Origin of the sequence: Pricia antarctica, from assembly GCF_900101815.1 — a bacterium.
In the GTDB taxonomy this organism is placed as follows: Bacteria; Bacteroidota; Bacteroidia; order Flavobacteriales; family Flavobacteriaceae; genus Pricia; species Pricia antarctica.
Window position 1 is genome coordinate 26,243 of record NZ_FNAO01000012.1, and the last position, 24,867, is coordinate 51,109.

The following is a 24,867-nucleotide window of genomic DNA, read 5'->3' on the forward strand; positions in this document are numbered from 1 at the left end:
AGGACTATTTATCTAAATTTAGCGCGTTGACATTTCTTCCAATCTGATATCCTTGTTCAAGTCCCAAATTAATGGATTCCTCAAAATGGATGCCCCCGTATAACCTTGATAAGGCGGCTTCTTCCGCCAAGGCGTAAAAACTGTCGAAGTTTCGGGGGGTTCCGTCCATATCCGTACGGTTTTCGTGGGTATGGTCCGTAAATTGATAATTATCCCCAAAGAAATCGGTCATAATTTCGGCCAAAGCACCCGATTGAACGGAATGGCCCGAGGTATATTCGGGAAAGGGAGGCGTGTTTAGAACGGGCATCCAGCTAGGGTCGATATACTTGTTTATATAGGTTATCGGTCGAATATAATTGGTTTGGTACTTTACCTTCCAGCACGATATAAACGCATCAGAGATTCCGATGCCCAATTTGGCGAAGGCCTCGGCGGCAATGTCCAAATTTGTATTGTTCTCCTTGATCAATTGGTTGAGTATGGAAATGGAATGTCCCGGCGGGGTAGCTGTGGTCACCGGATCATCGGACCAAAATTGGGCAATTTTAAGCTGTTCGGGTGTAAGAGCGTTCACCACGTCATACACTTCCAAAGCCCGTTGATAGCAGACGGAATTTTCCTCTACAGAAAACGGCGGCGGGGGCGGAGGAAGTGCATCCCCTTCAAAGTTTGCTTTCAAAAAAGGCCTGTTTGAGCCCCAATACGGCTGTAACGCGGATTGAAAACCGGGGGCCGTCGGAACCCAGTATTGCTCCCCGGACGGGGGGGCATACTCCTTCGGAAAATTAGTGAACTGGGCATCCTTCCCTCCATCGGTTTCCGACCAGGCCAGTATTTTATCGGCCACATCTTGGCCCAATTTCACCGAAATCTCATGCACTTCCGCTCCGTTTTCCTTTAAAAATTCGGTGTTGAATTTTTCTTCCAAAGCTGCAATGGCCGTCAAACGGTTTTCGGTAGTATTGGCGTAAAAGTATCCGGTCATCTTGGCAAGTACCGCATTGGCCACGGTAGGCCAATGGTAAATTTTATCGGTTTCTAATTGGGTCTCCAGATTTAGATCGGTCAGCTTTCCCGAAAGGGAAACTTTATCGGGCATTCCCGGTACCACTGCCTCATAAAGGGCTACGCTGGTATACCCAAAAGCCCGGGCGGCGACCGGCGGTGTGTAGCCAACTGTTTCAATGGTTAGGGTCTTGATAAGATCATACCACTCGGTTACAACCTGTGCATCGAAGTCACTAGTATTCTTTTGATCTACCACATTAATCACATCATCATTGTCTTTTGTACAGGAACCGATAAAGACCAGTAAACCGAAAAGCACTAGGTATCTTAAAATATTTCGTTGCATATCATTTTTTTTAAGCGTGTAAAATTAAAGTATTTTCTATTCGGCGAAAACCTAAAAAAAATAATTATGCCCCACTTAAACCCAAAATCCGATCCCTTAATCGATCTGTTCTGTTTTTGTAGTGGTATGCCTACATTCAGAGAGATTGCATCGCTATTTTTACACTGATGATGGCTCCCCACAGAATTCCTTTATTTGACCACAACATCCGGGGACTTCACATCATTTAATTGTCTAACTTGGTACAAGGGCGTAAGTTTACCGTAGTTATTATTTCAGGAGTTAATTTTTTCATTTTCATATAGTGTTCTCGATAAAAGAGTCCGGTCTTCACTGATCGGACTCTTTTTGGTTAAATAAGATTTTATTTGTCCTTCACATTACCTAGCAAAGTTGATATTTGGAATTTTTACCAAAAAGATTTTACCCAATCATGCTACTTTAAATACCATCCGTATTTCTGAGACCGTTCCTTCCAACTTTTATTTTACTTCTATTAAAGCCAACCAGCCAAACCCCGAAAATCGTAGTTATTTTCGTATTTTTAAGGATGTTAATCCCATATAAATATCGCTATGATTACCGAAAAACAGATCGAGACCTATAAAAAGGATGGTTATCTACTTCTGAAAAACCTTTTTGACACGGAAGAAATCGGCCTCCTAAAAAAAGCGGCACTGGCCGACCGCGAGCTGGACAAGCGCTCTTACGGTCGGGATGATGGTGAAGGGGGAACGGTACGCCTCTCCATTTGGAACCATCCGGGAAATAATATCTATGGTACTTTCGCTCGAAGCGAACGCATAGTCAACATAGCCGAAACTTTGCTGGAAGGAGAGGTCTACCATTACCACTCCAAGATGATTTTAAAAGACGCCAAGGTAGGGGGCGCCTGGACTTGGCATCAGGATTACGGTTATTGGTACAATTTCGGATTGCTGCAACCTTTGCTGACCAGCGTGACCATTGCCGTCGACAAGGCCACCAAAGAAAACGGATGTTTGCAGGTACTCAAAGGCTCTCATAAAATGGGGCGGGTCGACCATGCATTGAAAGGCGATCAGGCCGGTGCCGATATGGAACGGGTCGAGGAGGCTAAAAAGCAGTTTCCACTGGTTTACTGCGAAATGGAACCCGGCGATACCCTATTCTTCGATTGCAATATTTTACACCGTTCGGATCAAAACCGTTCGGACCATTCGCGATGGTCGTTGATCTGCTGCTATAATGCTGCCCGCAACGATCCCTATAAAGAAGGGCAACATGCCAGCTATACACCATTGGAAAAAGTGGGTGCTGATGCCATAAAAAAATCTCCGGGCGGTGGATTTGATACAGATCCTGAATCCAACTGGGTGAGCCCCGATACGGATGAGACCATTGAAAAGATGAAATCTTAACGTTGTTTTAGAACTTTTAATTCCTGTCGAATAAATTTTAGGGGTTCGAGATAGTTCACTGCTTCATTTTTTGAACGATTTCGCCGGTAGTCTTATGTTTTAAGATGAGTTTCTTATCGCCGTTCGGCAGCATTTCTTCCTTGATCAGATAATGGTCGTCGTCGTACGAGGTGAACTCCTTTTCATAACTATCCGCAGAATCGCCTCGCCAGGCCTCCAAAACCACTGATTCCCATTTTTTGGTTTCTGCGGATTTGTAGGCGGCATCCAAAATGGCGTTTACAATATAGCCATCGTAAAAAGTTTCTAGCGGGTCTCGGTTTTGCTCAATGGCATCGAACATATCGGTAAACATGTGCGGATAACCCAACTCATGTGCCTCGTCGCCCACCGGAAACAACCAGCCCTTGTTGACCTCCGCCTTTTCCGCTACATAGCCATCGCCCTTGCCAGTGGTGAACATTTCGAACCCTGTTCGCAAAAAACTGTTGACCCAAATAGTGCCTTCGGTACCCATAACCTCATCACGCAGGTCCATACCCCCACGAAATGCCCAGCTTACCTCGAACTGGCCGATGGCACCGTTGGCATATTTGACCAGCCCAATGGCATGGTCTTCCGCTTCTATGGGATGTACCTGAGTATCGGCCCAGCACATGACCTCCAAGGGTTTTATATGCTTGCCGATAAAGTTCCGGCTGATTTCCACGCAGTGGCAGCCCAAATCGATGATCGCCCCGCCACCGGATTTTTCCTTATCCCAAAACCAATCGCTATGCGGTCCCGGATGCGTCTCGCGGGACTTCGCCCAAAGCACCTTGCCGATACTGCCTTGCCGAATACTTTCCATGGATTTCAAGAATTTAGGGGTGTAGCAGAGATCTTCAAGATACCCACCGAAAATTCCCGCTTCCTCTACCATTTCCAACATTCGCTTGGCCTCTGCAGCGGTTCGGCCCAAGGGTTTGGTACAGATCACGTGTTTTTTCGCTTTTGCACAGGCCCGTACCGCTGGTTCGTGAAGATGGTTGGGTAAGGAAATCAGAACTACATCTACCTTCTCATGGTTTATTGCGGCTTCCATGGAATCGGTATGATGGGCCAAATCGTAATCGTCCGCCAAACGCTTGGCATTAGCTGCGGTTCTGGAATATACCGTGATGATCCGGTCCGTTCTACGTTGGGCGTGGAGTGTTTCGGCGTAGAATCGGGCGATAAATCCGGAGCCGAGAAGGGCAATGTTCATGGGGAAATGTTTTAAGATTCAATTACAAAAATTGTGACATCGAGTACTTCGGCTGCGCTCAGCATAAACTACAGTCGAGATGCCAAACTCAAATATAACTTCAAGTTCAAGTTCAAGTTCAAAATACAAATTAATGTTTCATTCTAGGCGCAAAAAACCTCGTCTTTAGGCGAAGACCTTAGTTTGATTTGCTATTCGCCTTGTGCTATCGCCATTCGCAAAAAATCCGCAAGGCGATTTGCGTATGGCGTTGGATCCAACGGTTGAACTTTAGCCGACATTCAGTCGGAACCAAAACCCATCGGTCTTTACCCGATGGTAGTATAATTGGGCTATTCCAAATTTAAGAAAATTGATCTGCGTTTTTACATTCATCCCATACTTTCATTCCGATACTGAATCCGCCGAAGCGGATTTCTTTGCTTCAAACACCTTCGTACTCGTCTTCATATCGGCATACCGCGGATCTTGCACATAGTCCTCTTTTCGCATTTTGATGACCTCGATGCTCAGAAAACCGAACTCGCTGACTACTTTGCCGTAAAAACGATAAATGCCCTTGCCGCGGAATCGGTATTTTGCGGCTATGGGTGGAAAAAGCACGGTGTCGAACACCTGACCCTGTTGGTCGAGCAATGTGGCGAACTGCATTGGGCTTCCCTTATGGGTCTTGGTGTTTTTTACCGTGATGAGATAGCCGTAGATATCGATATGCCGTTCTAGATACCGTTCCAGATCTTTGCTTCCGGTCGTGTTCTTTGGAGGGTCGATCAATAGTTCGAAGGGACTGCACAAGGCGAACCCCAAAAGCTCGAGCTGGGTAAAGGCCATTTCGAGATCGGTGGTATGTAACGAGGGAATCTCAAAATCTTGATGGTCGGGCCGAAAGAGTTTGGGATGATCAATCTTTTGGGTCTTTCCCAAAAACAAATGGGCCTTCCACAAGAGTTCGTGTTTGTTCGTACCCGTGAACCGAAAGGCATCGATGCGGATAAGGATGCTTACCTGTTCTATGGATAAGGTTACCCGATCTAGAAAATCCTCCAAGGAATTAAAGATTCCGTTGATGATCCGTTCTTTTAGGATGCGTTCCGAGACCCGGTCTTCTAGTTCGCGCAAGTAGCCAAAGCCGAGGTACAGGTTATTTCCGAGGATGCGGTTGCCGTTGTTGCTCGTATTGACACAGGGCGGATGGATTTTTGCTCCCAGCATCCGGGCCTCGTGTACATAGAATTCCGGACGGTAGAATCCGCCGCCGTTATTGAGTACCGCGACCATATATTCCAATGGATAATAGGCACGGAGGAACAAGGTCTGGTAACTTTCAACGGCATAGGAAGCGGAATGCCCCTTGGCAAAGGCGTATCCGGCGAAGCTGGCGACCTGGTTCCAGATCTCGAAGATGAGGGTGTCGTCATACCCTTTTTTACGGCAGTTGTCAATAAATTTTTCTTCTACGCGCTGGAATTCTTCCCGCGAACGGAACTTGCCGCTCATGCCCCGGCGCAGCACGTCGGCCTCGCCAAGATCTAAGTCCGCGAAATGGTGGGCGACCTTGATGACGTCTTCCTGGTAGACCATAACGCCGTAGGTCTCGGGCATAATATTTAACATCACGGGATGTGCCTTTTCCTCGGCCCTGCCCTTGTTCCGATGTCGCAAAATATACTCCCGCATCATCCCACTTTTCGCGACCCCTGGGCGGATAATCGAACTAGCGGCGACCAGGCCCAAATAGGTGTCGACTTCCAGTTTCTTGAGCAGCATACGCATGGCGGGAGACTCCACATAAAAACAGCCCATACACTGCGCCGTTTTGACCAAGTTATTAATGACCGAGTCTTTTTTGAAGGCCTTGATATCGTGGATGTCGAATTTGGCGAACTCCTCAGGACGGTCGTGTTCCAGAATATCCAAGGTCTCCTTGATTTTCGATAGACCCCGTTGTCCGAGAATGTCGAATTTATACAGCCCGACATCTTCTGCGATGACCATATCGTATTGGGTCGTGGGGAAACCCTTGGGTGGCATATTGGTCGCCGAAAACCAATGCAGAGGTTTTTCGGTAATCAGAATGCCCCCGGCATGGATGCTCAAATAGTTCGGCATCCCCTGTAGCAATTTGGTGTACTTAACCACCAAGATAGAAACCTTGTCAAGCCGGGAGGCTTGAAAATCACCGTCACAAAGCATATCAATTTCCTCTTTGGGCAAGCCGAAGACCTTACCTAATTCCCGTACCATACCCCGCCATTTAAAAGTAACGTAGGTTCCCAAAAGAGCCACATTTTTAAAACGATCGAAAATATATTGGGTCATTATGGGTCGGTCCCGATGTGAAAAATCGATATCGAAATCCGGCGGGTTGGCACGGTAGAGGTTGATGAACCGTTCGAAATAGAGATCGAGTTCCATGGGATCCACATCGGTAATCCGTAAAAGATAGGCCACGATACTATTGGCGCCGCTACCCCGGCCTACGTAGAAAAATTTTTGCTTTCGGGCATAGGAGACAATATCCCAATTGATCAGAAAATAAGAGACAAAGCCCATTTTTATAATAAGTTCCAGTTCTTTTTTCAAACGTGCGATTACAGCATCCCCACCTTCGGGATAGCGATAAGGCAGCCCTTCTTGGCAAAGCTTTTTCAGCATAGCTTCATCTTCTTCACCGTTCGTATTATAAAATTGAAGGTTCTGCGGTTTTCGCCCCGTGGAAAAATCAAAATGGATGGAACAGGAATTCAGCAGCCGTTCTGTGTTCTCCAATATAAACGGGTGCTCCGAAAAAGCGGCCGCCAAGTTTTCTATGGGAAACATTTTTTCGTCTTCTGAAGCCTGCTCCATCGTGGAGAGTTTACTGAGTAGGGTATTATTATCGATGGCGCGTAGCAATCGATGAGCGTTGAAATCACGTTTATTGCGAAAGGTGACCGGCTGTTGTACGACCAATTTATCCTTGAATTTAAGTAATCCAGAAAACGGAAGCCGCCTCAAATCGTTGATGGATATGCCAATGAACTCATAGTCGGCAAATGATTTTCGCTGTTCCTGTATTACTTTTTCAAAAGGATAAACGACATAGGCATTCTGGAATTCGGGCGCGCTTTTTAAAAACGACTTTCCTTGGTGCAAGTGTTCTGAAAGATAGTCGTTCAGTTCTAAATATCCTTCGTTGTTTTGGGCAATCCCCACAAAACAGGGGTCGACCCCGTTCCTGAAATCGATGCCCAGAACGGGAGTGATATCGTATTCCGTCGACTTCCGGACAAAATTGAGTCCCGCCGAGGTATTGTTGATATCGGTGAGCGCCAATCGGGTCACCTGGTTTTCTTTGGCCAATTGCAAGAGTTCGACCTCGGAAAATGTTCCGTAGCGCATGCTGTAGTATGTGTGACAGTTTAAAAACAAAATTCCAAATTCCAAATTCCAAAACTCAAATAATAAATAATTTGAACATTGAAATCATTTATGATTTGAGTTTTAAGGTCGGTTTTTATTGATTATTGAAGACAAAATACTTCTCAATTCTCCTGCTTCTTCGATAAGTTCTTCCGATTCATGCTTAACCTCATCATTCAAATCTCTTAATAGCTTTAGCCAATATTGGGCTTCTTTAGCTTCCTTTCTCGAAATTTTAATTCTCATGAGAAAATCTCTATCCCCAAGTTTTTCATTGGCTTCAATATAATTTGCACCTACTGACCCTGAAGCTTTTATTAGTTGTTTCATATCTTCTATGTTGCTCAAAGTTTTGGGCAAAGTCTTTACAAAAAGGCGACACTCCCGCGCAAATAAATAAGTTCTATCTTCTAAATTATAAATCTTTTCTTTCATCTTTTTTTGGAATTTGGAATTTGAGATTTGGAATTTGCTACTGCCTCCGATGTGCCAGCACCACTGGCGGCAGCCCATTGAACGGATTCTGCATCCGACCGATGGTCTTTGCCCCAAGGCCCGATGCCCGCAAGACGCTTTTATCCCCATAGCGCTTTCTGATGGTATCCATGGCATGGTATAGGTTGAGGGTTTCTTCGGTATCGTCGAACAGGTTGATCTGGTAATTGCCGCTGACCAAATGGCTGAACCGGATACCGACCAAGCGTACCAATAATCGTCTATTATAAAGTGTCTTGAACATATCCAGAATCTTAGGGATCAAGATGTGGTCGGCACTGGTATAGGGAATCCGTAATTGTTTGGAATAGGTGTTGAAATCGGAATATCGGATCTTGACCGAGACACAAGCGGTCAGTTTTTCGCCCCGTCGCAACTGATAGGCCAGATTTTCGGTCATGGCGATGAGAATTCCCCTTAGTTTTACCACATCGATGGTATCCCTATCGAAAGTACGCTCCGTTGAAATGGATTTTCGTTCGCAAAATGGTATTACGGGCGTATTGTCGATGCCGTTCGAACGTTTCCAGATTACCTTTCCGTTGGCACCCAATACACGTTGCATCACGTCAACGGGCATCTCTTGCACGTTCTTTACTTGCCGTAGTCCCAGATTACGCAGGGTCTGATAGGTCTTGTCGCCTACCATAGGTATTTTTTTGATGGACAGGGGAGCCAAAAAAAGCTTTTCAAACCCCTGATCTATCTTTAGATGGTTATTGGGCTTCGCTTCGTTTGTGGCCACTTTAGAAACTACTTTATTTACGGATAGACCAAAAGAAATCGGAAGACCCGTCTCCTTCACAATCCGTTGCCGCATTTCGGCAGCATACTTGTAAGCCCCGAAAAAACGATCCATACCGGTAAGATCGGCGTAAAATTCATCGATACTCGATTTCTCGAATAGCGGCACTTGTTCCTTAATAATCTCTGTGACGACATCGGAATGTTTGCTGTACGTACCCGCATTACCGCGAATGACAACGGCCTCGGGACAAAGTTCGCGTGCCATTTTCATGGGCATACCCGAGTGTACCCCGAACCCGCGGGTCTCATAACTACAGGCCGCCACCACGCCACGGTCGCCCGTGCCGCCCACCAACAAAGGCCGGTTCTGCAGTTCGCGATTGATCAGCCGTTCTACGGAAACGTAGAAGGTATCCAAATCGATGTGAAGTATTGTTTTATCCATGGCATCCTAGTATTGTGCACAACAGACTTGGCACTACACTTAAAAATAAGGATGGCTAAGATATGGAAAATATCCAATAATATGGAATATTTCCTATTTATAATTTTAGACAAAAAGAAAGGTCCCGCATTCGCTGCGGGACCTATCGTCACAAACTATTTTTAAAGGCTTATACCAGCGCTCAGGGTCGAGACCTACCGTCGTACCCTAATGCAGAAGCTGAAGGTCCCAAATGCAGCTTCGCTGATTGAAGTTACAGTGGAGTGGAAGTTGATTTGAGCACACCCTTACAATTCTATCTTTCCCCCGGTTTTCACCGCCTTATAAATCGCATCGATAATCTTCATGTCCTTCACACCTTCTTCGCCGTTTACCGGTACGATGGGCTGCTTGCCCTCAAAGATCAACTCGGCCATGCCATCCATCTGTAAAGTTTGATGCGTGACGTGGGGCTGGGTCAACGGGCCCTTGTGGGTGCGGCCTTCTATCGGGCCATAGCCGGTGGAGGGCTGCATTTCGACCCACCCCCCGTCGCCGGTCATATAAAAACGGTCGAGATTGTTCATATTGTAAGTCGATAGGCAGTTGGCCACTGCCCCGCTAGGGAAGCCCATTTGAAACTGTATGGTCTCGTCGACACCTTCCTTGAATTTCTCAGGATTTGTTTTGGTTTCCTGTGCCGTTACCCAAATCGGTTCTTCCCCTAGCATATACCGCGCACCGTTGATGGAATAGATACCGATATCCATCATGGCCCCGCCGCCAGCCAGTTTTTTATCCAATCGCCATTGATTAGGATCACCAATGGTAAAACCCGATTGACCCTGAAAGAATTTTGGTTGTCCGAACTCCCCGTCTTTCCGCATTTGGATGACGGCGACGGTTTTGGGTTCGAAGTGCATGCGGTAACCGATCAACAGTTTTACGTTGGCCGCCTTACAGGCATCGACCATGGCCTGGCCTTCCGCTGCGTTAATGCCCATGGGTTTTTCGCTGATAACGTGTTTGCCTGCCTTGGCTACCCGAATGGACTGGTCTTTGTGGAGTCCGTTTGGGGTGATGACGTACACGGCATCGATATCGGGATTGTCCTTTATTGCATCGAAGTTTTCATAGTTGTAGCAGTTTTTCTCCGGGATGTCATATTTCTTGCTCCACTCCTCAATTTTGGATGGCGTACCGCTTATTAGTCCTACCAATTTCGCTCTTTGGCAATCTTCCATAGCTTTCGCCACTCGAGTGGCATAACTGCCCAGACCCATGATTGCGACTTTTAGGATGGGACCTTCGTAGGGTTTCTCCGCGGCCCCAAAAAGACTTGTGGGGTTGTATAAAAGGGGAATGCCAACGGCTGAAACGGTGATTTTTTCTAAAAAATTTCTTCTTGATGCCATAATGTATCTGATTTTGTCTAAAAATACATTTTTTAAACGAATCACATAAAATCTATTTCAAGTATCCACTGGTTTTGGATCCATAATTCGAAGAATTTTATACAGAGCGTAGTCGAAATACTCGATATAGGGATTTAATGGTTACTTCGTAACTGTTTAAGGTTTAAGGTAGAAACTCTAAGAATGCCACTTTGAACCACACCTTGCGGGCAAGCAGGCTTGAACGCTCTAACCGTACTTTTAAACCTCTGCCTCTAGCGGAGTCGAAGGCTTGAATTTTCGGTTGCCCGCTACGACCCTTAAAAAGGAAGTTTCTTCAAATCGACATTCCCCCCTGAAATAATAATCCCTACTTTTTTTCCAGTGAATCGATTTTTATCGGACAGAACTGCAGCCAAGGCCACGGCACTTGAGGGTTCGACAACGATTTTCATACGTTCCCAGATCAGCCGCATGGCAGTAACGATTTCGGCTTCCGTAACCCTTATGATGCTATCCACATATCGCTGCATTATCGGAAAACTTGTATCGCCGAGCTGCGTTTTGAGTCCGTCTGCGATAGTGTTGGCTGTTTCGTTGGATTCGATTTTGCCGCTTTTTAGGGAACGAAATGCGTCATCCACTTCAAAGGGTTCCCCGCCAATGACCTTGCAAGCGTTTCCAAAATAATGGGCGGCCAAGCCTGTTCCGGCAATAAGGCCTCCACCACCTACGGGAACGATTATAAAATTGAGGTCCGGTTGTTCTTCCAACAATTCCATGGCCGCAGTGCCTTGCCCTATAATTACGTTTAAATCGTTCGAGGGATGAATAAAGGTCGCCCCGGTTTCCTGTTCGATTGTTTTGGCGGCGGCTTCCCTTGCGGCAAGCGTGGGCTCGCATTCGATGATCTTTCCACCGTATTCCGCTACGGCATCCTTTTTTACCTGTGGGGCGGTCGAAGGCATTACGATAAAGGCATCGCAGCCGCTATTTTTTGCGGCAAGGGAAAGGGCCTGGGCGAAATTTCCCGAGGAATGGGTAACCACTCCCTTATCCCTTTGTACATCAGTCAATTGCAAAACAGCATGGGTAGCCCCTCTCATCTTATAGGCACCGCCTTTTTGGAAGTTCTCGCATTTGAAATGGATATCCGCTTTAGACATCCTATTTATGGATTTAGAGGTAAAAATCGGAGTTCTATGGATGTAGGGCAGAATTTGTGTATGACATCGGAGCAGTACTTCTTTTTGCATGGTAAGGCCTATTAATTCCTATTAAAACTACAAATAAATGGAGCAGACTTTGTGCCGCTCGTAAAATTCAGGATAAAAAGTAGGTGGAAAATTAAAAAAAACAGTCTTCCCACCCAACATTTGAAAGAAATCTGCGTTGTCATCCTACAGATAATCAGAACTATGGCAACCGGGCAATACCAATTCGCTAACCTAAATCGATTCAATCTTGTTTTCTCAACAATTTGTATCCTTTTCTGTCATGCTCTATGCGATGCGGCGGTGAAACAATCTTTTCAGTCTTCCATTACCGGAGATTCATCCGAAGAAACATCCGAAATACAGCAATCAACCCCACCGAAATCGACCATTGAAATATCCGATCCCGCTCAGGGTACGGTATGGACCGTTTCTGAGACGGCGAAAATACAATGGGAAACGGAGAACATCGATACGAGCAAATCGATACGATTTTTCTTGGCGAAGGATGATATGGTGGTGCAAGAATTGGGTAGCTTCAAAAATAACTCCCTTGCCGAGGGGATCGCCTTGGCCAACAATGTGGGATCGGGAGACCAATATCAAGTCGTAGGCATCGAACTGTTTCCCGACAATAAATTTCAAGTGGCCAAGTATGCGACATCTTACTTCAGCATTCGCAACCCGATAGCCGATGCCCGTAAAAAAGCAGCTCTCGCTAAGCGTAATAGTCCTAAAGAGGATATATCGAGAAACGAATTCGAAGGCCGTAAGATATCCTATGTCAAGGAACTGAGCTTCACCAACGAAAATATCAGCGTAAGTCTTTGGGACCATGGCCGCCAAGACGGCGATATCGTATCGATCTACCTGAACGGCAAGACCGTCGTTTCCAAGCACCTTCTCACCTACAGAAGGAAAAAAGTCAGTTTCAAGTTGGATCCTGACAAAACGAACGAACTTTTTCTGTATGCCCATAATTTGGGTACCGCTCCCCCGAATACCGTATCGATAGAACTTACGGATGGCAGTACTTCGGAAAAAATTATCTTGAATTCGGATTTGAAAAGTTGTGAGGCGGTGCAGATTAAGGTGAAATGAAAATAGGTTAAAAAGTGCAGGTTCTATAAAGTTCGAATCGTATTAAGTAAGCGAGATTGGATTTTAAAAATTTAAATTCGCACGTCGTTGCTTCCCACATACCTGATCCCGAATCCCAAGTCCCAAGTCCCAAGTCCCAAGTCCCAAGTCCCAAATCCCAAATCCCAAATCCCAAATCCCAAATCATAGCATGTTTAAAAATTATAAAGAAAGCGGAATAGCTTAAACTTTATAATGCCCGAATTGAATTTGGGGTGGGAGGCTCAGATCTATATCTTCGTTGTACCAGGCGTGTTTGGGCCGGCGCATAAAAATTTAAATTTTATTTTCGATTGGCCCGTACCCAATGAGACAGTTTCTCTATTGTTCATTGCTACTATTTGTTTTATCTTGGTCAAGTGGTGAGGCAAAGGTGACCATTGAAGATATCCATCTTGACAAACTCGAATACATAAGCCTTATAAAAAGGAGTGGCAACTACCCTTTAATCCAAATATACCTTATGAAATATCGCCCAACCACTATCCTGTTTTCCTCAATGCTTTTAGTTTTCCTATCCATCGGGTGCCGTTTCGATAAGAAAATGGAGTCGGCCGAAAACCAAATGCGGGATGCTACAAGTATTGACCGCGAGTATAGTCCAGAAGCGATTATATTGGGTTTTTTTCCACCTGACGGCACTCGAAACCCTACGGCTTTAAGTCAGATCAACACCGTCAAAGGTCCAATTGATATTTCAGAATTAGGAGTATCGTTGACCCACGAGCATATAATGTCAAATTATGGAAAGGAAATAAATAAGACTTCGAACTATGATAGTGTTCAATTGTTCAATCAAGTAATCCCTTATTTAAAAAATTTAAAATCGCTAGGTGTTAATTCCATTTTTGATTGCACAACAGAATATTTTGGTAGAAGAGTTGATTTATTGAAAAGGATATCGGAAGCTACAGATATACAGATTATTACAAATACCGGGTTTTACGGTGCAGCGGATGACCGATATATTCCTGAATTTGCCTATGGAGCCAGTGCTAAAGCCATCTCGGACCTATGGATCGACGAATTTAAAAACGGAATTCAAGGAACGGATATAAAGCCTGGTTTTATCAAATTGGCATTTGATGATGGTAAGCCACCCTCTGATATTGATAAAAAACTTTTTGAAGCCGGAATTTTGACCCATTTGAATACGGGTCTTACGTTGGCAGTACATACCGGAAGCAATAGGGAAGCACTTGAGTCACAGATGCAGCTTCTAAAGGATAACGATATTCATCCTAGCGCTTGGATCTGGACCCACGCCAATAAATTTAAGGATGATATCGTTTTACTTGATCTGGCAGCTAAAGGAGCTTGGATATCACTTGACGGTGTCAATCAATCCAACATAAGCGAATATATTAGAAGACTCAACCTCTTTAAACAAAAGAAATTACTACATAAAATACTATTGTCACATGATGGAAATGGTTTTCCAAGCGGTGACCCTATAAGAGGTTTTGAAGTGATTTTTAAAGGCCTAATTCCCGAAATGTTGACCAATGGATTTACGGAGGATGATATCCATCAAATTCTAGTGAGAAACCCGAAAGAGGCTTTTCAAATGCGGATAAGAAAAAATGATGATTAAGATAGAATGCAGGTGTAACCCCTAAAATTCTAATTGAGGAGGAGAAAAAAAGGAGCTCTGGGCAATTTGCAGCTTTCCGCCTTCCCTAAAGAATGGTTTTATACCTTAGGAGATAAAATATTTGAAATGAAAAAGTTAGTTGAACATTTTTTGATTCTTCTGCTCGCTATCTTCCCATCGGTTGCACTGGCACAGATCATAACCGTAACCGGACCTATCGAACCCGAGGAAATGGGTTTGGCCCTTATCCACGAACACATTATGGTAGATTGGATAGGAGCGGATAGCACAGGGCAACACCGTTGGGACAGGAACGAAATCGTAGAGCGTGCGCTGCCCTATCTGAAGGAAATCAAGGAATATGGTGTCACTACTTTTTTGGATTGTACCCCGGCCTATCTCGGCCGCGACCCCTATGTTCTGAAAAAACTGGCGGACCGGACCGGTATCCATATACTTACCAATACGGGCTATTACGGATCGGGGAACAACAAATACATTCCCGAAGGTCTAATGAACACCTCTGCCAAAGAAATGGCATTCCATTGGATAAGGGAGTTCGAACACGGGATCGATGGTTCCGGTATCAGACCGGGTTTCATAAAAATATCCGTTGAAAATGAGGAAATTCTTTCCGAAATACACAGGAACCTGATAGAGGCCGCGGGGCTTACGCATTTGAAAACCGGTATGGCCATCGTTTCACATACGGGAGGTGATTCGCCCGCAATGGCACAAATCAGGGTACTAAAGGAAATGGGGGTATCCCCTAGTGCATTTGTTTGGACACATGCGCAGAACGGAACCATGAACGGTTACCTTCAAGCGGCCAGCCAGGGAGCCTGGATCTCATTGGACAACATTGATGGCGGAACTTCAAACGATACTGAAGGTACAGGAAACATCGACTGGTTCGTAAAAACGCTTTTGGAGCTCAAGGATAGGGGAATTTTGGACCATATCCTGATTTCACACGACGCGGGATGGTACAATGTGGGAGAAAAGAACGGCGGATACTACAAAGGATACACGGATCTTTTTACGCAGCTGATTCCACGACTCAAACAAAACGGATTTACCCAAAAAGACATCGATTTGGTGCTGATGGAAAATCCGAAAAGGGCATATGCCATTCATATCAGAAAAGAGTAATCTATTCGAACAGGACTATTTGAAATTAACACAGCATAAGGAGGTGCAAGTACAAATAACCGATACTGTGCACCGCTCATGAATTATCCATTCTCTCTTTAGGTCCGCCGGTATGGAGTTATTTGCGCAGCCTTGGGGACGCAAGTATATCCTATATAAAACAAATCTCTACAGCAGGAATGAAAAAGTGTTCACAAATTTGGTGGTTTTGAGACGCACTCGCCTAGCCTAATAGGGTAGCAAATTTAGATCTGTTTGGATAAGCGTTAAGAAATACCTACCCGATAATCTGCTTCTCCGAAATAAAGGGCTGATGATAATGCCGTTGTCCCGTAGCTTTATACAAAGCATTGGCCAATGCCCCCATAATCGGTGGGAAAGGCGGTTCGCCCAGTCCCGTTGGGTCGATGTTGTTCTGTACGAAATGGGTCTCGATTTCCTTAGGGGCTTCGCTGTGGCGGATCAACCGATACCGGTCGAAATTGTTCTGTTCGGGCACGCCGTCCTTAAAGCTCATGGCACTGTACATGGCATGGCCAATGCCATCGACGGCACCGCCTTCGGCCAGGTTGGTCGCCGCATCGGGGTTGATAACGATTCCGCAATCAATTGCCGCAGTTACTTTTTGAACGATGGGATGTTCGTTTTCCAATACCATGTCCAAGACCTGGGCCACGTAGCTGTTGTGGCAGAAATAGGCGGAAACACCGCGGTGTACACCGGATTGCTCTTGACCCCATTTCGCCTTTTCCTTGACAAGTTCCAGCACGCCTGCATAGCGGTCGGCTTCATAGTCGTTGTTTTCGCCCACGGGATTTTCCTGTGCTCTTTTTAGAAGTTCCAACCGGAATTCTATAGGGTCTTTACCCGCTTCCTCGGCGACCTCATCCAGAAAGGATTGTTCGGCCCCGGCGATAAAATTCGACCGTGGCGCTCGAAACGCCCCGACCGTGATGTTGGAATCAATGCTCCAGTCCTCTGCCAAGTAATGATCTACGGCCCCAGCGGGAAAACGGTTTGCCGCAAGGGGGCTTTCAGGTATCCCGCCCGCCCTCACGTGAAAGGCGATCAGGTTGTTGTTTTCGTCCAAGGCCGCCCGGTAGTAAGCTTCATAGGAGGGCCGATAAATGCCCATGGTCATATCGTCCTCACGGGTGTAGACCAATTTTACGGGTGCTTTTACTCTTTGAGAAATAACACCTGCTTCCGTTAAAAAATGGCCGTAGAGCCGGCGACCAAACCCACCGCCCATACGGCTCATCTGTATGTCCACTTTTTCTACGGGAAGTCCCAATCGCTCGGAAACACTTTTTTCCATGATCTCGGGAGTCTGTATCGGGCCTTTCAAAACGGCCATGTCATCGGTGACATCGGCGAAAAAGTTCATGGGTTCCATACAGTTGTGGGCCAAAAACGGACAGGAATAGCTACGTTCGATGATCTTGGCCGCCTTTTTGAACATGGCTTCCGGATCGCCATCCTTTCGGACTACATTTTGTTTCACCTTGGATTTATCGGCCATGGCGGTTTTGTGGATTCGGGTACTTTCCAGTCCCGCAGGAAAACGCACTTTCATTTCCCTTCCAAAAATCTGCATTTTTTCATCGGCATCGGGCGATTCTTCCCATTCGACCTTAACGGCTTTTTTGGCGTTCATGGTTTCCCAAGTGGTATTGCCTACGACCACGATCAAATCGGTAAACGCACTATTGTCAAAAGCACTTTTGGTGTAATCGTCTTTAAAGGTCTTGATGGTAAACACATCCTTGATACCCGGCATTTTCTTGGCCTCGGCACCGTCGAAGGATTTCAGTTTTAATCCGAAGGCCGGTGGATGCACCGTCATGGCGATGAGCATCCCCTCTTTTTGGATATCGAGTCCGAATAATGGCTTTCCGGTCACAATTTTTTGGCCGTCCACGTTTTTCCGGGAAGTACCGATGATTTTAAAGTCCTTTACATCCTTCAGGGCCACTTCTTCCGGAACTTCGAGTTCGGAAGCGGCGGAGGCTACCTCGCCAAACCCCATAGTTCTATCGGATGTTTTGTGGTACAGCTTCCCGGCATCGGTAGTGATTTCGTCGGCAGGCACCTGCCACACCTCAGCGGCAGCGGCAACCAGCATGTGCCTTGCGGTGGCCCCGGCCATCCGAAGGCCTGCCCAACTGGCACGAATGGACTGGCTGCCCCCGGCCAATTGACGGGTAAAGATATCGGTGTTCAACGGCGCCTGCTCGACCAGAACATCCTTCCAATCCACATCGAGTTCCTCGGCCACGATCATCGGCATGGAGGTTTTTACGTTCTGGCCGATTTCGGGATTGGGAGACATGATAGTTACCACCCCGTTATCGCCTATTTTCAGGTAACCGTTGATCTCGAACCATTCCTTTGGCATTTCTATTCCCGCCGCCACGGCCTCGGCCTGTTTGGGCTTACAGGAATTCAAGAAACTAAAGCCCAGCAGAAGGCCACCGCCTGCCAACCCGGAATTTTTGATGAAGGCGCGTCGGCCGATATGTGTTTTTACAAGTGTCATAATCTTATTTTTTTTGTTGATACCCAAGAATTTAATCGTTTTCGCAAGTGGAGAAGACTACTGTCGACTTAGTCTTTATTACGCGCAGTCAGAATGTTCGGGCACCATTTTGTTAGGCATTTTCGGATGCGGAGGCCGCCGCCGTCTTTATGGCTCTCTTTATTCTGGTGTACGTACCGCAACGGCAGATATTACCGTTCATGGCGGTTTCGATCTCGGTATCGGTGGGATTGGGATTTGTTTTTAAAAAGGCACTTGCGTTCATAATCTGACCCGCCTGACAGTAGCCGCATTGATAGACATCCTCTTTCAACCATGCCTCTTGTACCGGATGGTCCCCATTTTCGGATAAGCCTTCGATGGTGGTAACTCGCTGCTCGCCAACTGCCGAAACGGGCAATTGGCAAGAACGTACCGCATTGTCGCCTAAGTGGACGGTACAAGCCCCACATTGGGCGATTCCGCAGCCGTACTTTGTGCCGACCAATTTCAGGTGGTCGCGCAGCACCCAGAGCATGGGGGTCGATGGGTCGACGTCCAATTCCTGGGTTTTTCCATTAACATTGAGTGTGAAATTTGCCATGATTTTGAAATTTGTCTTGAAAATACTACTTTTTCTTTGAAATGAACGGAAAAGGCTGATTATTTTCGGGCTCCCGCCACCAGATGGAATATTCACGCTGTAAGGCAGTAACCGGCTACGGCGTGTGCCCTTCGGATGGATGCAACACCCGCGTCCAAAAGTCCGAAGTGCTTTACCTTCGCTTCATTGATTAAGTCCTTGACCGTACCGGCCATTATATGCTCGATGATTATTTCAAATCGGACAGACCACAGACCTGGGGCAGGCCCTCGGTGGGATTTTTTACCGAACAATTTCATTTGTCCCCCAAATATTTTGGCTATTTAATCAAGAAGGATAGAGGTAAATCCGCCTTGGAATACATTTAAACTAAATTGATTGAAGAGGCCAAGATACGAATGTTCGACCTCAACAAATCAGTTAGCGAAATTGCCTTTGAACTCCGTTTCAAACATCCACAGCACTTTAGCCGGTTGTTTAAACAACGGGCCGGGCATTCGCCCAATGAATATCGGATGTTGAATTGAGGGGGCTAAAGAAATCATTCCTCCGATTTTTTTCAAAGAAAGACAAAATACAATACCTCGAGGCAGAGCTATCCAAGCATTTAACGGAAGCATTAAATGTTGTACCTGAGAAATAAAAAAGGCCTGAACATTTCTGTCAAAGCCTTTCGTACTCGAGGTGGGAATCGAACCCACACGTCCTAAAACACTGGATTTTGAATTCAGAGTAGTTTGATGCTATTTATACTTAAATGACTTATTTTAAGACTTTTACATTTATTCTAAAAACAAAAAAGACCATATAAAACCATAAAAAACCACCATTTGTTGTACCTATGTTGTACCTAGAATTATTATCTTTGAGATAAATAATAAGGCATGGGGTCAAGTATAAAGGTAACTCTTCGCAAAAAAGCAAACAAACAAGGTCATTTCCCCTTGGCGGTTCGTATTACCAAAAACAGAAAAACGACCTATCTTTATACGGGACATTACATTGATGTTAAATATTGGGATGAGGGCAATCGCGAGGTTCGAAAATCGCATCCCAACTCTAAGCGCCTAAATAATCTTCTTATAAAAAAGTTGGCGGAAGCGAATCAAACCTTAATTGATTTACAGACTCATAAAAGTGATATCTCGTCAAAACAGATAAAAAAAGAAATTTCAACTCCGCTTACAAAAACTAGCTTTAAAGAAATCGCGGATAATTATTTAGATAATTTAGAAAAAACAAATAAACTACAGCGGTTATCATCCGATAAAGCGCGGGTCGGTCATTTCGTAAAATTCGTTGACAATGATGACCTGAGTTTTCGCGAAATTGACGAAGCTCTACTGCGTCGTTTTTCGCTTTACTTGAAAACTACACGAAAAGTATCTCAACGCTCGGTCATTAACAACCTAATTGTAATTAGAACCCTTTATAATCAAGCTATACGCCTAGGTATTGTTGACCGAAAATTGTATCCCTTTGGAGCGGATAAGATACGTATCAAATTCCCTGAAACCGAAAAAATCGGGCTGACCAAAGAAGAAATTCTAACTATCGAGGCATTAAGTGACTTATCCGAACAACAATCTCACGCGAGAAATGTCTGGCTCTTTAGTTTTTATTTTGCGGGTATGCGTGTAGGTGACGTTCTTATGATAAAGTGGAGCGATATTTATGACGGTCGTTTACATTACCGAATGGGAAAGAATGAAAAACTATTATCGTTTAAATTACCGGGAAAAATAATTTCTCTTTTACAACTTTATGAAGAAGACAAGCAATCCAGTGAAGATTTTATTTTTCCTGAAATGAAAAAAGCCAACTTAAAAATTCCAAAAGATATTTTCAACAAAGTTAAATCGGCCAACAGAAAATTTAATAAATATCTTGTGCAAATAGCAGAAAAAGCAGCTATTAATAAGAAGCTCACCATGCATATAGCCCGTCATAGCTTTGGTAATATTTCAGGTGATAAAATTCCTATTCAAATGCTACAGAAGCTTTATAGACATTCTACAGTCACCACTACCATACTTTATCAAGCCAATTTTATGCATAAAGAAACTGATGATGCTCTAGAGAAGGTCATTAATTTTTAAAAACACAATCCAAATTACATAGAAATACCCTGCCCCCTATTTTCTCCCCTATCATTTCGAAGTTCTTGGTAAGCATCCTTCATACGCATCTTAACCTCGCTCCAACTTGTCCCGTTAAGGATAATCACATGGTTGTCCCTATTATTCATATTATGGGCATCCTCGAAGTATAATAGCGACCGTTCGGCCATAGCCGTGTTGTCCATTTGGTATTTTTCCTGATAGGCACCTAGCATTGCCTTTAGGGTACAATACTTGAGAAGTTCATGTATATCATAGAAATCTTTTTGCGTTCCTCGACCAACGATAGCGTTAATTTTCATGGCGGCAACATCCAGAATACTTGCCAATCTTGCACCTTCGTAAATTTCTACGGGATTGAGCAGCCGATACGGGGCATTGACGAAATCGGTTTTGATATTGTCTATGGCCCCGAAAACACCTGCATCGGTAGCTGAGATACTTGTAAAGCGCGAACCAAATTGACTTTTTAGTTTGGAATTGACTACGTTGGAATAGAATATATCAAAATCCCGCTCGCTAAAAAGGTCCAAATCTACCGAATGGCGGTGTTCAAAACGCAGGGCAAGGTTGGTTCCCCCTGCCAAATAATGTTCTGAAAGGTAATCGGATTGCATGAGTTCCAAAAGCAGTTTCCGTTGCCCTTCTTCGACCGCCTTCAAAGTGAAATGGTTTTATAAAAGTTGAGGGTTTTTTTAGATACGCCCTTAGTACTTTCAAGCGAAGCTATGATTTCTTGCTGGGAATATGCAGTTTCGATATACTGAATTTCAGCATCCGTACCACGTTCTAAGACTCTTACAATGATGAAATCCCTGTCCTTCGACGAATCCAATAAGTTTAAATCCACATCCCAAAAAGTTGTTGGATTTAAATGATTTTCATGAAGTTTTTTCTTGCTCAAAATTTCTGTATTTCAAATACTAAATTACGGATTATTTAAAGCTTTGGCAATTTTATCGTTTTGTTTGAAAGCCGGTTTCCGCTTTTTCTTTCCTCTCCCTAACCACAAAAAAGCGCCCATTAGGGCGCAAAATTCCCCGTCCAAAAGCACCTATTTGAATTTTACCACGGAAGCCCCATACCCTTATCTTTCCTCTTGAATTTTGTAAAATCCGTAAACTCGTCCTTGAACCCATTGTACATCTCTTCGGTTTTTCTGTCGCTATTCCCCAATAAGGAGCTGATGGCATAAACTCCTTTTCTAAGGAAACGGTTTTGTTGGAAACTGGATTGCCTTTGAGATACTTGAACAAGGCACTGCCGAAGCCCGTTATCCATATGGTGGTGTACAATTTCTCGATGTAGGTTCGGTTGTATATTTTCAGCTGTTAGCATAAAGGTGGCCTTGTCGTAAATCCCCCTTTCCAGTAAATGTCCTGCCCATAGGTTTTCGAGGTTGTCCCTAGCCTCTTCAACGAGGTTGTTGATGACAGGTTGTTGTTCCTTTAATGTTGCGGTCAAATCGGGCATGGAACTTAAATACTGGCTCGTTCTTTTTGGTAACGGGCAACTTGTCCTGTTATCCGTATAAATGGATTTGACCTCGAACCCCTTCTCCCCTTTTACAAAATAGAACCCCTTAGCATTGAAAAGGGCGATATAGTCCTTTGCCGATTTCTCGAAAGGCGCGTGCAACCGTTCGGCATTCTTTACATACGAACTCAAAGCGACACTCTCATACTGCTTTTTGTAAATAGGATTCATTTTTTCATAGAGCTTCGGGAATATCATGGGCAGAAAAAAGGCCGATGCCGTCAACTTGGGGCTATTTTCGGAAGACTGTTCCGATAAAATTTGGAGCACCAGATGGTTTTGGCGTACAAAACCCGTGGATACATATTTTTCCATTTCCTTCGGAAAAGGCAAGTGTCCCAATTTTACGAGTATGGCATGTTTGTTAGATTCGGAAAAGGACAATTGGTTGTCATTATACTTTACCCCCAAGGATTGGAACAAAAGACGAACACTTCCTTGCTCCGTACCGACATTAAAAATACGCTTTTCCAATATATTGACGATGAGCTTGAACTTGTTCTCCAAGATTTCCTTTTCTTTTTTGGTTTCCAGTTCGTACAATCTTTCCCTGACCATGGGAAAGGCATTTTCTACCGATTTCCTGAATTCCGTCCTTTGATTTTTTGGGATGTAGCGTTCCAAGAAATTATGCTTTTCTGAGGCCAACAAACTCGGTACGATATCGCCAAAATTCCTGGTCATGATATGTTCCGAGAGCAGTCCTTCCTGTTTCGGGGATTTCAGGTAGGATGTTGTTAATGCCCCTTTTATCGTTTTTTGGATTTCTAATTGGAACTGTTTGCTTTCGGTATCGATTTTCGTGGGTTCGTTGCCCTTCCCGAAAATATCCTTGCGGTTTTGCATTCGGATATTTTTGCTCAGTTCCCTTGCCCTAAAAACATAGCCAGATCTGTCATAGATGGTAAATCCTTCGATAACCTCTCTCTTTTTGTCCAGCTTGATGTCGATGTCCTGATATTCTTTGACTACTTCTTCCAGATCATTCGGATGGATGGTTTGAAAAAGGTCATAGGTAGTTTTTATCTGCTTCAAGAGTCGTTTCCGGTGCATCGGCAACAGCTTCGATCTGGAATTTGTATCGAATACCTTTTGCAGTTTCGGGCCGCTCAATCCTCGGTGTACGGTCGAGCCGTTGATGAACCTTGTCCGGTAGCCTTTTTGGTTGTTCAGGCCGTAGGCGACCCCAATTCGACCCATTTCGTTCGTGGTGGTTCTTAATTCGATACGATAGGGCTTGACCAGTCTTGCGAATTCCTCGAAACTGCGCACTTTGTACTTTTGGTTGATACCGTTCAGTACGTCCTGCATATAATATTTCGTTCCTTTTTCTGCGTCCATTCCGAACTGTAGCTCGGGCAATCGGTATATCGGGAGTTGCCTTCTCTGTTTTGTCGATGGTGCCGGCGATAGGCCGTATTTTTTTTCTAGGTGCCGTCGTGTCGCCATGCTCCTTTTATGGCTGTTGTAGATTCCTAGTACTTTTCCATCTTCTTTTACAATAGTGGTTACGATATGAACGTGCTCGTGTTCTGTATCCGTGTGCCTTACTACTACATAGGGCTGTTCGCCATATCCCATTTTATCCATGTATTCTCGGGAAATTTTAAGAAAAGTATCGTCGTCAAGGTGTTCCCCGTGTGGAAGGTTTAGGCTAATATGGGCATAGCGGTTCTTGGTTGCGTTGCGCTGGCCCTGAAAATGGAGTACATTCCCGAAGAACTTTGGCGATATGCTTTGGGAAAACGTGTTACCGTAACCGAGTACTTGCATACCTTCTTTTCCGAAGACATAGTTCAATGTCCCCTTACAGGTTTCGCCATAAATGATCTTTCCTATCATCCTGTTCGTTCTTCCATCGTAATTTCCATGAGTGCGTGCAGAAATCCGTTCGCTTTTTGTATTTCGTTTTGTAAACTACTGTTCGGGCTTCTCAGGTTCTTGTGGTGGACGAGCTTGACCAATTGGTTGATATTGTTGCCTATCTTGTTGATGTGGTAGGCAAGGTTCGAGGTGTCGGGGAGCATATCCTTTTCTTCAGATTCGCTATGCAATACCAATCTTCTCAGGAGCGGACTTACAGTGCCCCTTTTCGAAATATCCAGATGATACGATTCGCAGATTTTTCTCAATTTACCATATTCCGTATCGTTGAACCGCAGCATAACGTTATGGTACCGCTTCTTGTTTCCCAATCGTTTTCGGCCTCTTTTCCTTTGTTCCATTTTCGTTGCTTTTCAGGGCAAAACACTTCGCAAGAAGTAGACAATTCTAAGTTACTTAGAATGCACCTTGCTATCCGTTCCACGGATAAATATATGTAATCAAATCTGATTATAACTAACTTATAATCAATATTTTAAATCATAAAAACATATCGATACATATGCGGCCATATGGGTACAATTCGTAAAATTATGAGGACTTATTTGGTTTGGAATATAACCGGGAAATATGGAAACGTTCCAGACCTTTGTGGGTAGGGAGAGGAAAGGTCAAGCGGTTTTTTAACCGCTTGTGCTTT

20 protein-coding genes are annotated in these 24,867 nt (G+C 44.7%); 6 read left to right on the forward strand and 14 right to left on the reverse strand.

Translation table 11 applies throughout. The annotated features are described in order from the left end of the window. Positions 1-4: 4 nt before the first annotated feature. Positions 5-1,357 (reverse strand): vanadium-dependent haloperoxidase, encoded by a 1,353-nt coding sequence (locus BLT07_RS19145; RefSeq protein WP_091873839.1) that lies wholly within the window; start codon positions 1,355-1,357, stop codon positions 5-7. A gap of 575 nt (positions 1,358-1,932) precedes the next feature. Between BLT07_RS19145 and BLT07_RS19150 the strand changes: the two genes are divergently transcribed. Beyond that, on the forward strand, positions 1,933-2,757 hold the full coding sequence (locus BLT07_RS19150) for a phytanoyl-CoA dioxygenase family protein (protein ID WP_091873844.1): 825 nt from the start codon (positions 1,933-1,935) through the stop codon (positions 2,755-2,757). 55 nt (positions 2,758-2,812) lie between these two features. On the opposite strand, the gene BLT07_RS19155 is transcribed toward BLT07_RS19150, so the two are convergent. The 6 genes from BLT07_RS19155 to BLT07_RS19180 all read right to left on the reverse strand — a co-directional run bounded on the left by BLT07_RS19155 (position 2,813) and on the right by BLT07_RS19180 (position 11,721). After that, positions 2,813-4,003, reverse strand: a complete 1,191-nt coding sequence (locus tag BLT07_RS19155; RefSeq protein ID WP_091873848.1) for a Gfo/Idh/MocA family protein — start codon at positions 4,001-4,003, stop codon at positions 2,813-2,815. 384 nt (positions 4,004-4,387) lie between these two features. After that, a complete protein-coding gene (locus BLT07_RS19160; RefSeq protein ID WP_139205173.1) occupies positions 4,388-7,414 on the reverse strand; it encodes a DNA polymerase III subunit alpha in 3,027 nt (1,008 codons plus the stop codon). A 72-nt stretch (positions 7,415-7,486) separates the two neighbouring features. After that, a complete protein-coding gene (locus BLT07_RS19165; RefSeq protein ID WP_091873855.1) occupies positions 7,487-7,840 on the reverse strand; it encodes a four helix bundle protein in 354 nt (117 codons plus the stop codon). A gap of 37 nt (positions 7,841-7,877) precedes the next feature. Next, positions 7,878-9,092 (reverse strand): DNA polymerase IV, encoded by a 1,215-nt coding sequence (gene dinB / locus BLT07_RS19170; RefSeq protein ID WP_091873859.1) that lies wholly within the window; start codon positions 9,090-9,092, stop codon positions 7,878-7,880. 287 nt (positions 9,093-9,379) lie between these two features. Next, positions 9,380-10,486 carry a Gfo/Idh/MocA family protein gene (locus BLT07_RS19175; protein ID WP_091873863.1) on the reverse strand — a complete coding sequence of 369 codons (1,107 nt, stop codon included), beginning with the start codon at positions 10,484-10,486 and terminating at the stop codon, positions 9,380-9,382. A 299-nt stretch (positions 10,487-10,785) separates the two neighbouring features. After that, positions 10,786-11,721 (reverse strand): pyridoxal-phosphate dependent enzyme, encoded by a 936-nt coding sequence (locus BLT07_RS19180; RefSeq protein WP_091873866.1) that lies wholly within the window; start codon positions 11,719-11,721, stop codon positions 10,786-10,788. A 261-nt stretch (positions 11,722-11,982) separates the two neighbouring features. On the opposite strand from BLT07_RS19180, the gene BLT07_RS19185 reads away from it, so the two are divergent. The 3 genes from BLT07_RS19185 (at position 11,983) to BLT07_RS19200 (ending at position 15,565) form a co-directional block, all read left to right on the forward strand. Further along, a complete protein-coding gene (locus BLT07_RS19185; protein ID WP_139205174.1) occupies positions 11,983-12,780 on the forward strand; it encodes a hypothetical protein in 798 nt (265 codons plus the stop codon). 502 nt (positions 12,781-13,282) lie between these two features. After that, on the forward strand, positions 13,283-14,413 hold the full coding sequence (locus BLT07_RS19195) for a phosphotriesterase family protein (protein ID WP_175455374.1): 1,131 nt from the start codon (positions 13,283-13,285) through the stop codon (positions 14,411-14,413). 126 nt (positions 14,414-14,539) lie between these two features. Continuing rightward, positions 14,540-15,565 (forward strand): phosphotriesterase family protein, encoded by a 1,026-nt coding sequence (locus BLT07_RS19200; RefSeq protein ID WP_091873942.1) that lies wholly within the window; start codon positions 14,540-14,542, stop codon positions 15,563-15,565. A gap of 277 nt (positions 15,566-15,842) precedes the next feature. On the opposite strand, the gene BLT07_RS19205 is transcribed toward BLT07_RS19200, so the two are convergent. The 3 genes from BLT07_RS19205 to BLT07_RS21240 all read right to left on the reverse strand — a co-directional run bounded on the left by BLT07_RS19205 (position 15,843) and on the right by BLT07_RS21240 (position 18,986). Then, positions 15,843-18,104, reverse strand: coding sequence for a xanthine dehydrogenase family protein molybdopterin-binding subunit (locus BLT07_RS19205; protein WP_091873946.1), 2,262 nt, complete (start codon positions 18,102-18,104; stop codon positions 15,843-15,845). A gap of 112 nt (positions 18,105-18,216) precedes the next feature. Next, positions 18,217-18,687 (reverse strand): (2Fe-2S)-binding protein, encoded by a 471-nt coding sequence (locus BLT07_RS19210; protein WP_091873880.1) that lies wholly within the window; start codon positions 18,685-18,687, stop codon positions 18,217-18,219. A 92-nt stretch (positions 18,688-18,779) separates the two neighbouring features. Then, positions 18,780-18,986, reverse strand: coding sequence for a hypothetical protein (locus tag BLT07_RS21240; protein ID WP_217633357.1), 207 nt, complete (start codon positions 18,984-18,986; stop codon positions 18,780-18,782). 75 nt (positions 18,987-19,061) lie between these two features. Here BLT07_RS21240 and BLT07_RS21470 point away from each other — a divergent pair, with 75 nt between their 5' ends. Further along, positions 19,062-19,214 carry a helix-turn-helix domain-containing protein gene (locus BLT07_RS21470; protein WP_262503269.1) on the forward strand — a complete coding sequence of 51 codons (153 nt, stop codon included), beginning with the start codon at positions 19,062-19,064 and terminating at the stop codon, positions 19,212-19,214. Positions 19,215-19,571: 357 nt separating this feature from the next. Beyond that, positions 19,572-20,786 (forward strand): site-specific integrase, encoded by a 1,215-nt coding sequence (locus BLT07_RS19220; protein WP_091873886.1) that lies wholly within the window; start codon positions 19,572-19,574, stop codon positions 20,784-20,786. 14 nt (positions 20,787-20,800) lie between these two features. Here the strand turns inward: BLT07_RS19220 and BLT07_RS19225 are convergent, their stop codons facing one another. From BLT07_RS19225 to BLT07_RS19240, 4 genes are all read right to left on the reverse strand, one after another. Beyond that, the gene (locus BLT07_RS19225; protein ID WP_091873890.1) at positions 20,801-21,469 is read right to left on the reverse strand and encodes a nucleotidyl transferase AbiEii/AbiGii toxin family protein; all 669 of its coding nucleotides are present in this window, start codon (positions 21,467-21,469) and stop codon (positions 20,801-20,803) included. Then, positions 21,466-21,711, reverse strand: a complete 246-nt coding sequence (locus BLT07_RS19230) for a DUF6922 domain-containing protein (RefSeq protein ID WP_091873893.1) — start codon at positions 21,709-21,711, stop codon at positions 21,466-21,468. The genes BLT07_RS19225 and BLT07_RS19230 overlap by 4 nt, the downstream gene beginning before the upstream one ends. A 161-nt stretch (positions 21,712-21,872) precedes the next feature. Further along, positions 21,873-24,185: a relaxase/mobilization nuclease domain-containing protein gene (locus BLT07_RS19235; RefSeq protein WP_091873898.1), complete on the reverse strand. Its 2,313-nt coding sequence runs from the start codon at positions 24,183-24,185 to the stop codon at positions 21,873-21,875. Beyond that, complete coding sequence (locus BLT07_RS19240; RefSeq protein ID WP_091873902.1) at positions 24,182-24,568, reverse strand: hypothetical protein; 387 nt, start codon at positions 24,566-24,568, stop codon at positions 24,182-24,184. Before BLT07_RS19240 ends, BLT07_RS19235 begins: the two co-directional genes overlap by 4 nt. Between the last annotated feature and the right edge of the window lie 299 nt (positions 24,569-24,867).

What these genes read in the sequence shown, in the direction of transcription:
- BLT07_RS19145 (WP_091873839.1), bottom strand. Translation starts at nt 1,357, where the DNA reads ATGCAACGAAATATTTTAAGATACCTAGTGCTTTTCGGTTTACTGGTC.
- BLT07_RS19220 (WP_091873886.1), top strand. Translation starts at nt 19,572, where the DNA reads ATGGGGTCAAGTATAAAGGTAACTCTTCGCAAAAAAGCAAACAAACAA.
- BLT07_RS19180 (WP_091873866.1), bottom strand. Translation starts at nt 11,721, where the DNA reads ATGCAAAAAGAAGTACTGCTCCGATGTCATACACAAATTCTGCCCTAC.
- BLT07_RS19150 (WP_091873844.1), top strand. Translation starts at nt 1,933, where the DNA reads ATGATTACCGAAAAACAGATCGAGACCTATAAAAAGGATGGTTATCTA.
- BLT07_RS19200 (WP_091873942.1), top strand. Translation starts at nt 14,540, where the DNA reads ATGAAAAAGTTAGTTGAACATTTTTTGATTCTTCTGCTCGCTATCTTC.
- BLT07_RS19165 (WP_091873855.1), bottom strand. Translation starts at nt 7,840, where the DNA reads ATGAAAGAAAAGATTTATAATTTAGAAGATAGAACTTATTTATTTGCG.
- BLT07_RS19210 (WP_091873880.1), bottom strand. Translation starts at nt 18,687, where the DNA reads ATGGCAAATTTCACACTCAATGTTAATGGAAAAACCCAGGAATTGGAC.
- BLT07_RS19155 (WP_091873848.1), bottom strand. Translation starts at nt 4,003, where the DNA reads ATGAACATTGCCCTTCTCGGCTCCGGATTTATCGCCCGATTCTACGCC.
- BLT07_RS19175 (WP_091873863.1), bottom strand. Translation starts at nt 10,486, where the DNA reads ATGGCATCAAGAAGAAATTTTTTAGAAAAAATCACCGTTTCAGCCGTT.
- BLT07_RS19195 (WP_175455374.1), top strand. Translation starts at nt 13,283, where the DNA reads ATGAAATATCGCCCAACCACTATCCTGTTTTCCTCAATGCTTTTAGTT.
- BLT07_RS21240 (WP_217633357.1), bottom strand. Translation starts at nt 18,986, where the DNA reads ATGAAATTGTTCGGTAAAAAATCCCACCGAGGGCCTGCCCCAGGTCTG.
- BLT07_RS19235 (WP_091873898.1), bottom strand. Translation starts at nt 24,185, where the DNA reads ATGATAGGAAAGATCATTTATGGCGAAACCTGTAAGGGGACATTGAAC.
- BLT07_RS19240 (WP_091873902.1), bottom strand. Translation starts at nt 24,568, where the DNA reads ATGGAACAAAGGAAAAGAGGCCGAAAACGATTGGGAAACAAGAAGCGG.
- BLT07_RS19205 (WP_091873946.1), bottom strand. Translation starts at nt 18,104, where the DNA reads ATGACACTTGTAAAAACACATATCGGCCGACGCGCCTTCATCAAAAAT.
- dinB (WP_091873859.1), bottom strand. Translation starts at nt 9,092, where the DNA reads ATGGATAAAACAATACTTCACATCGATTTGGATACCTTCTACGTTTCC.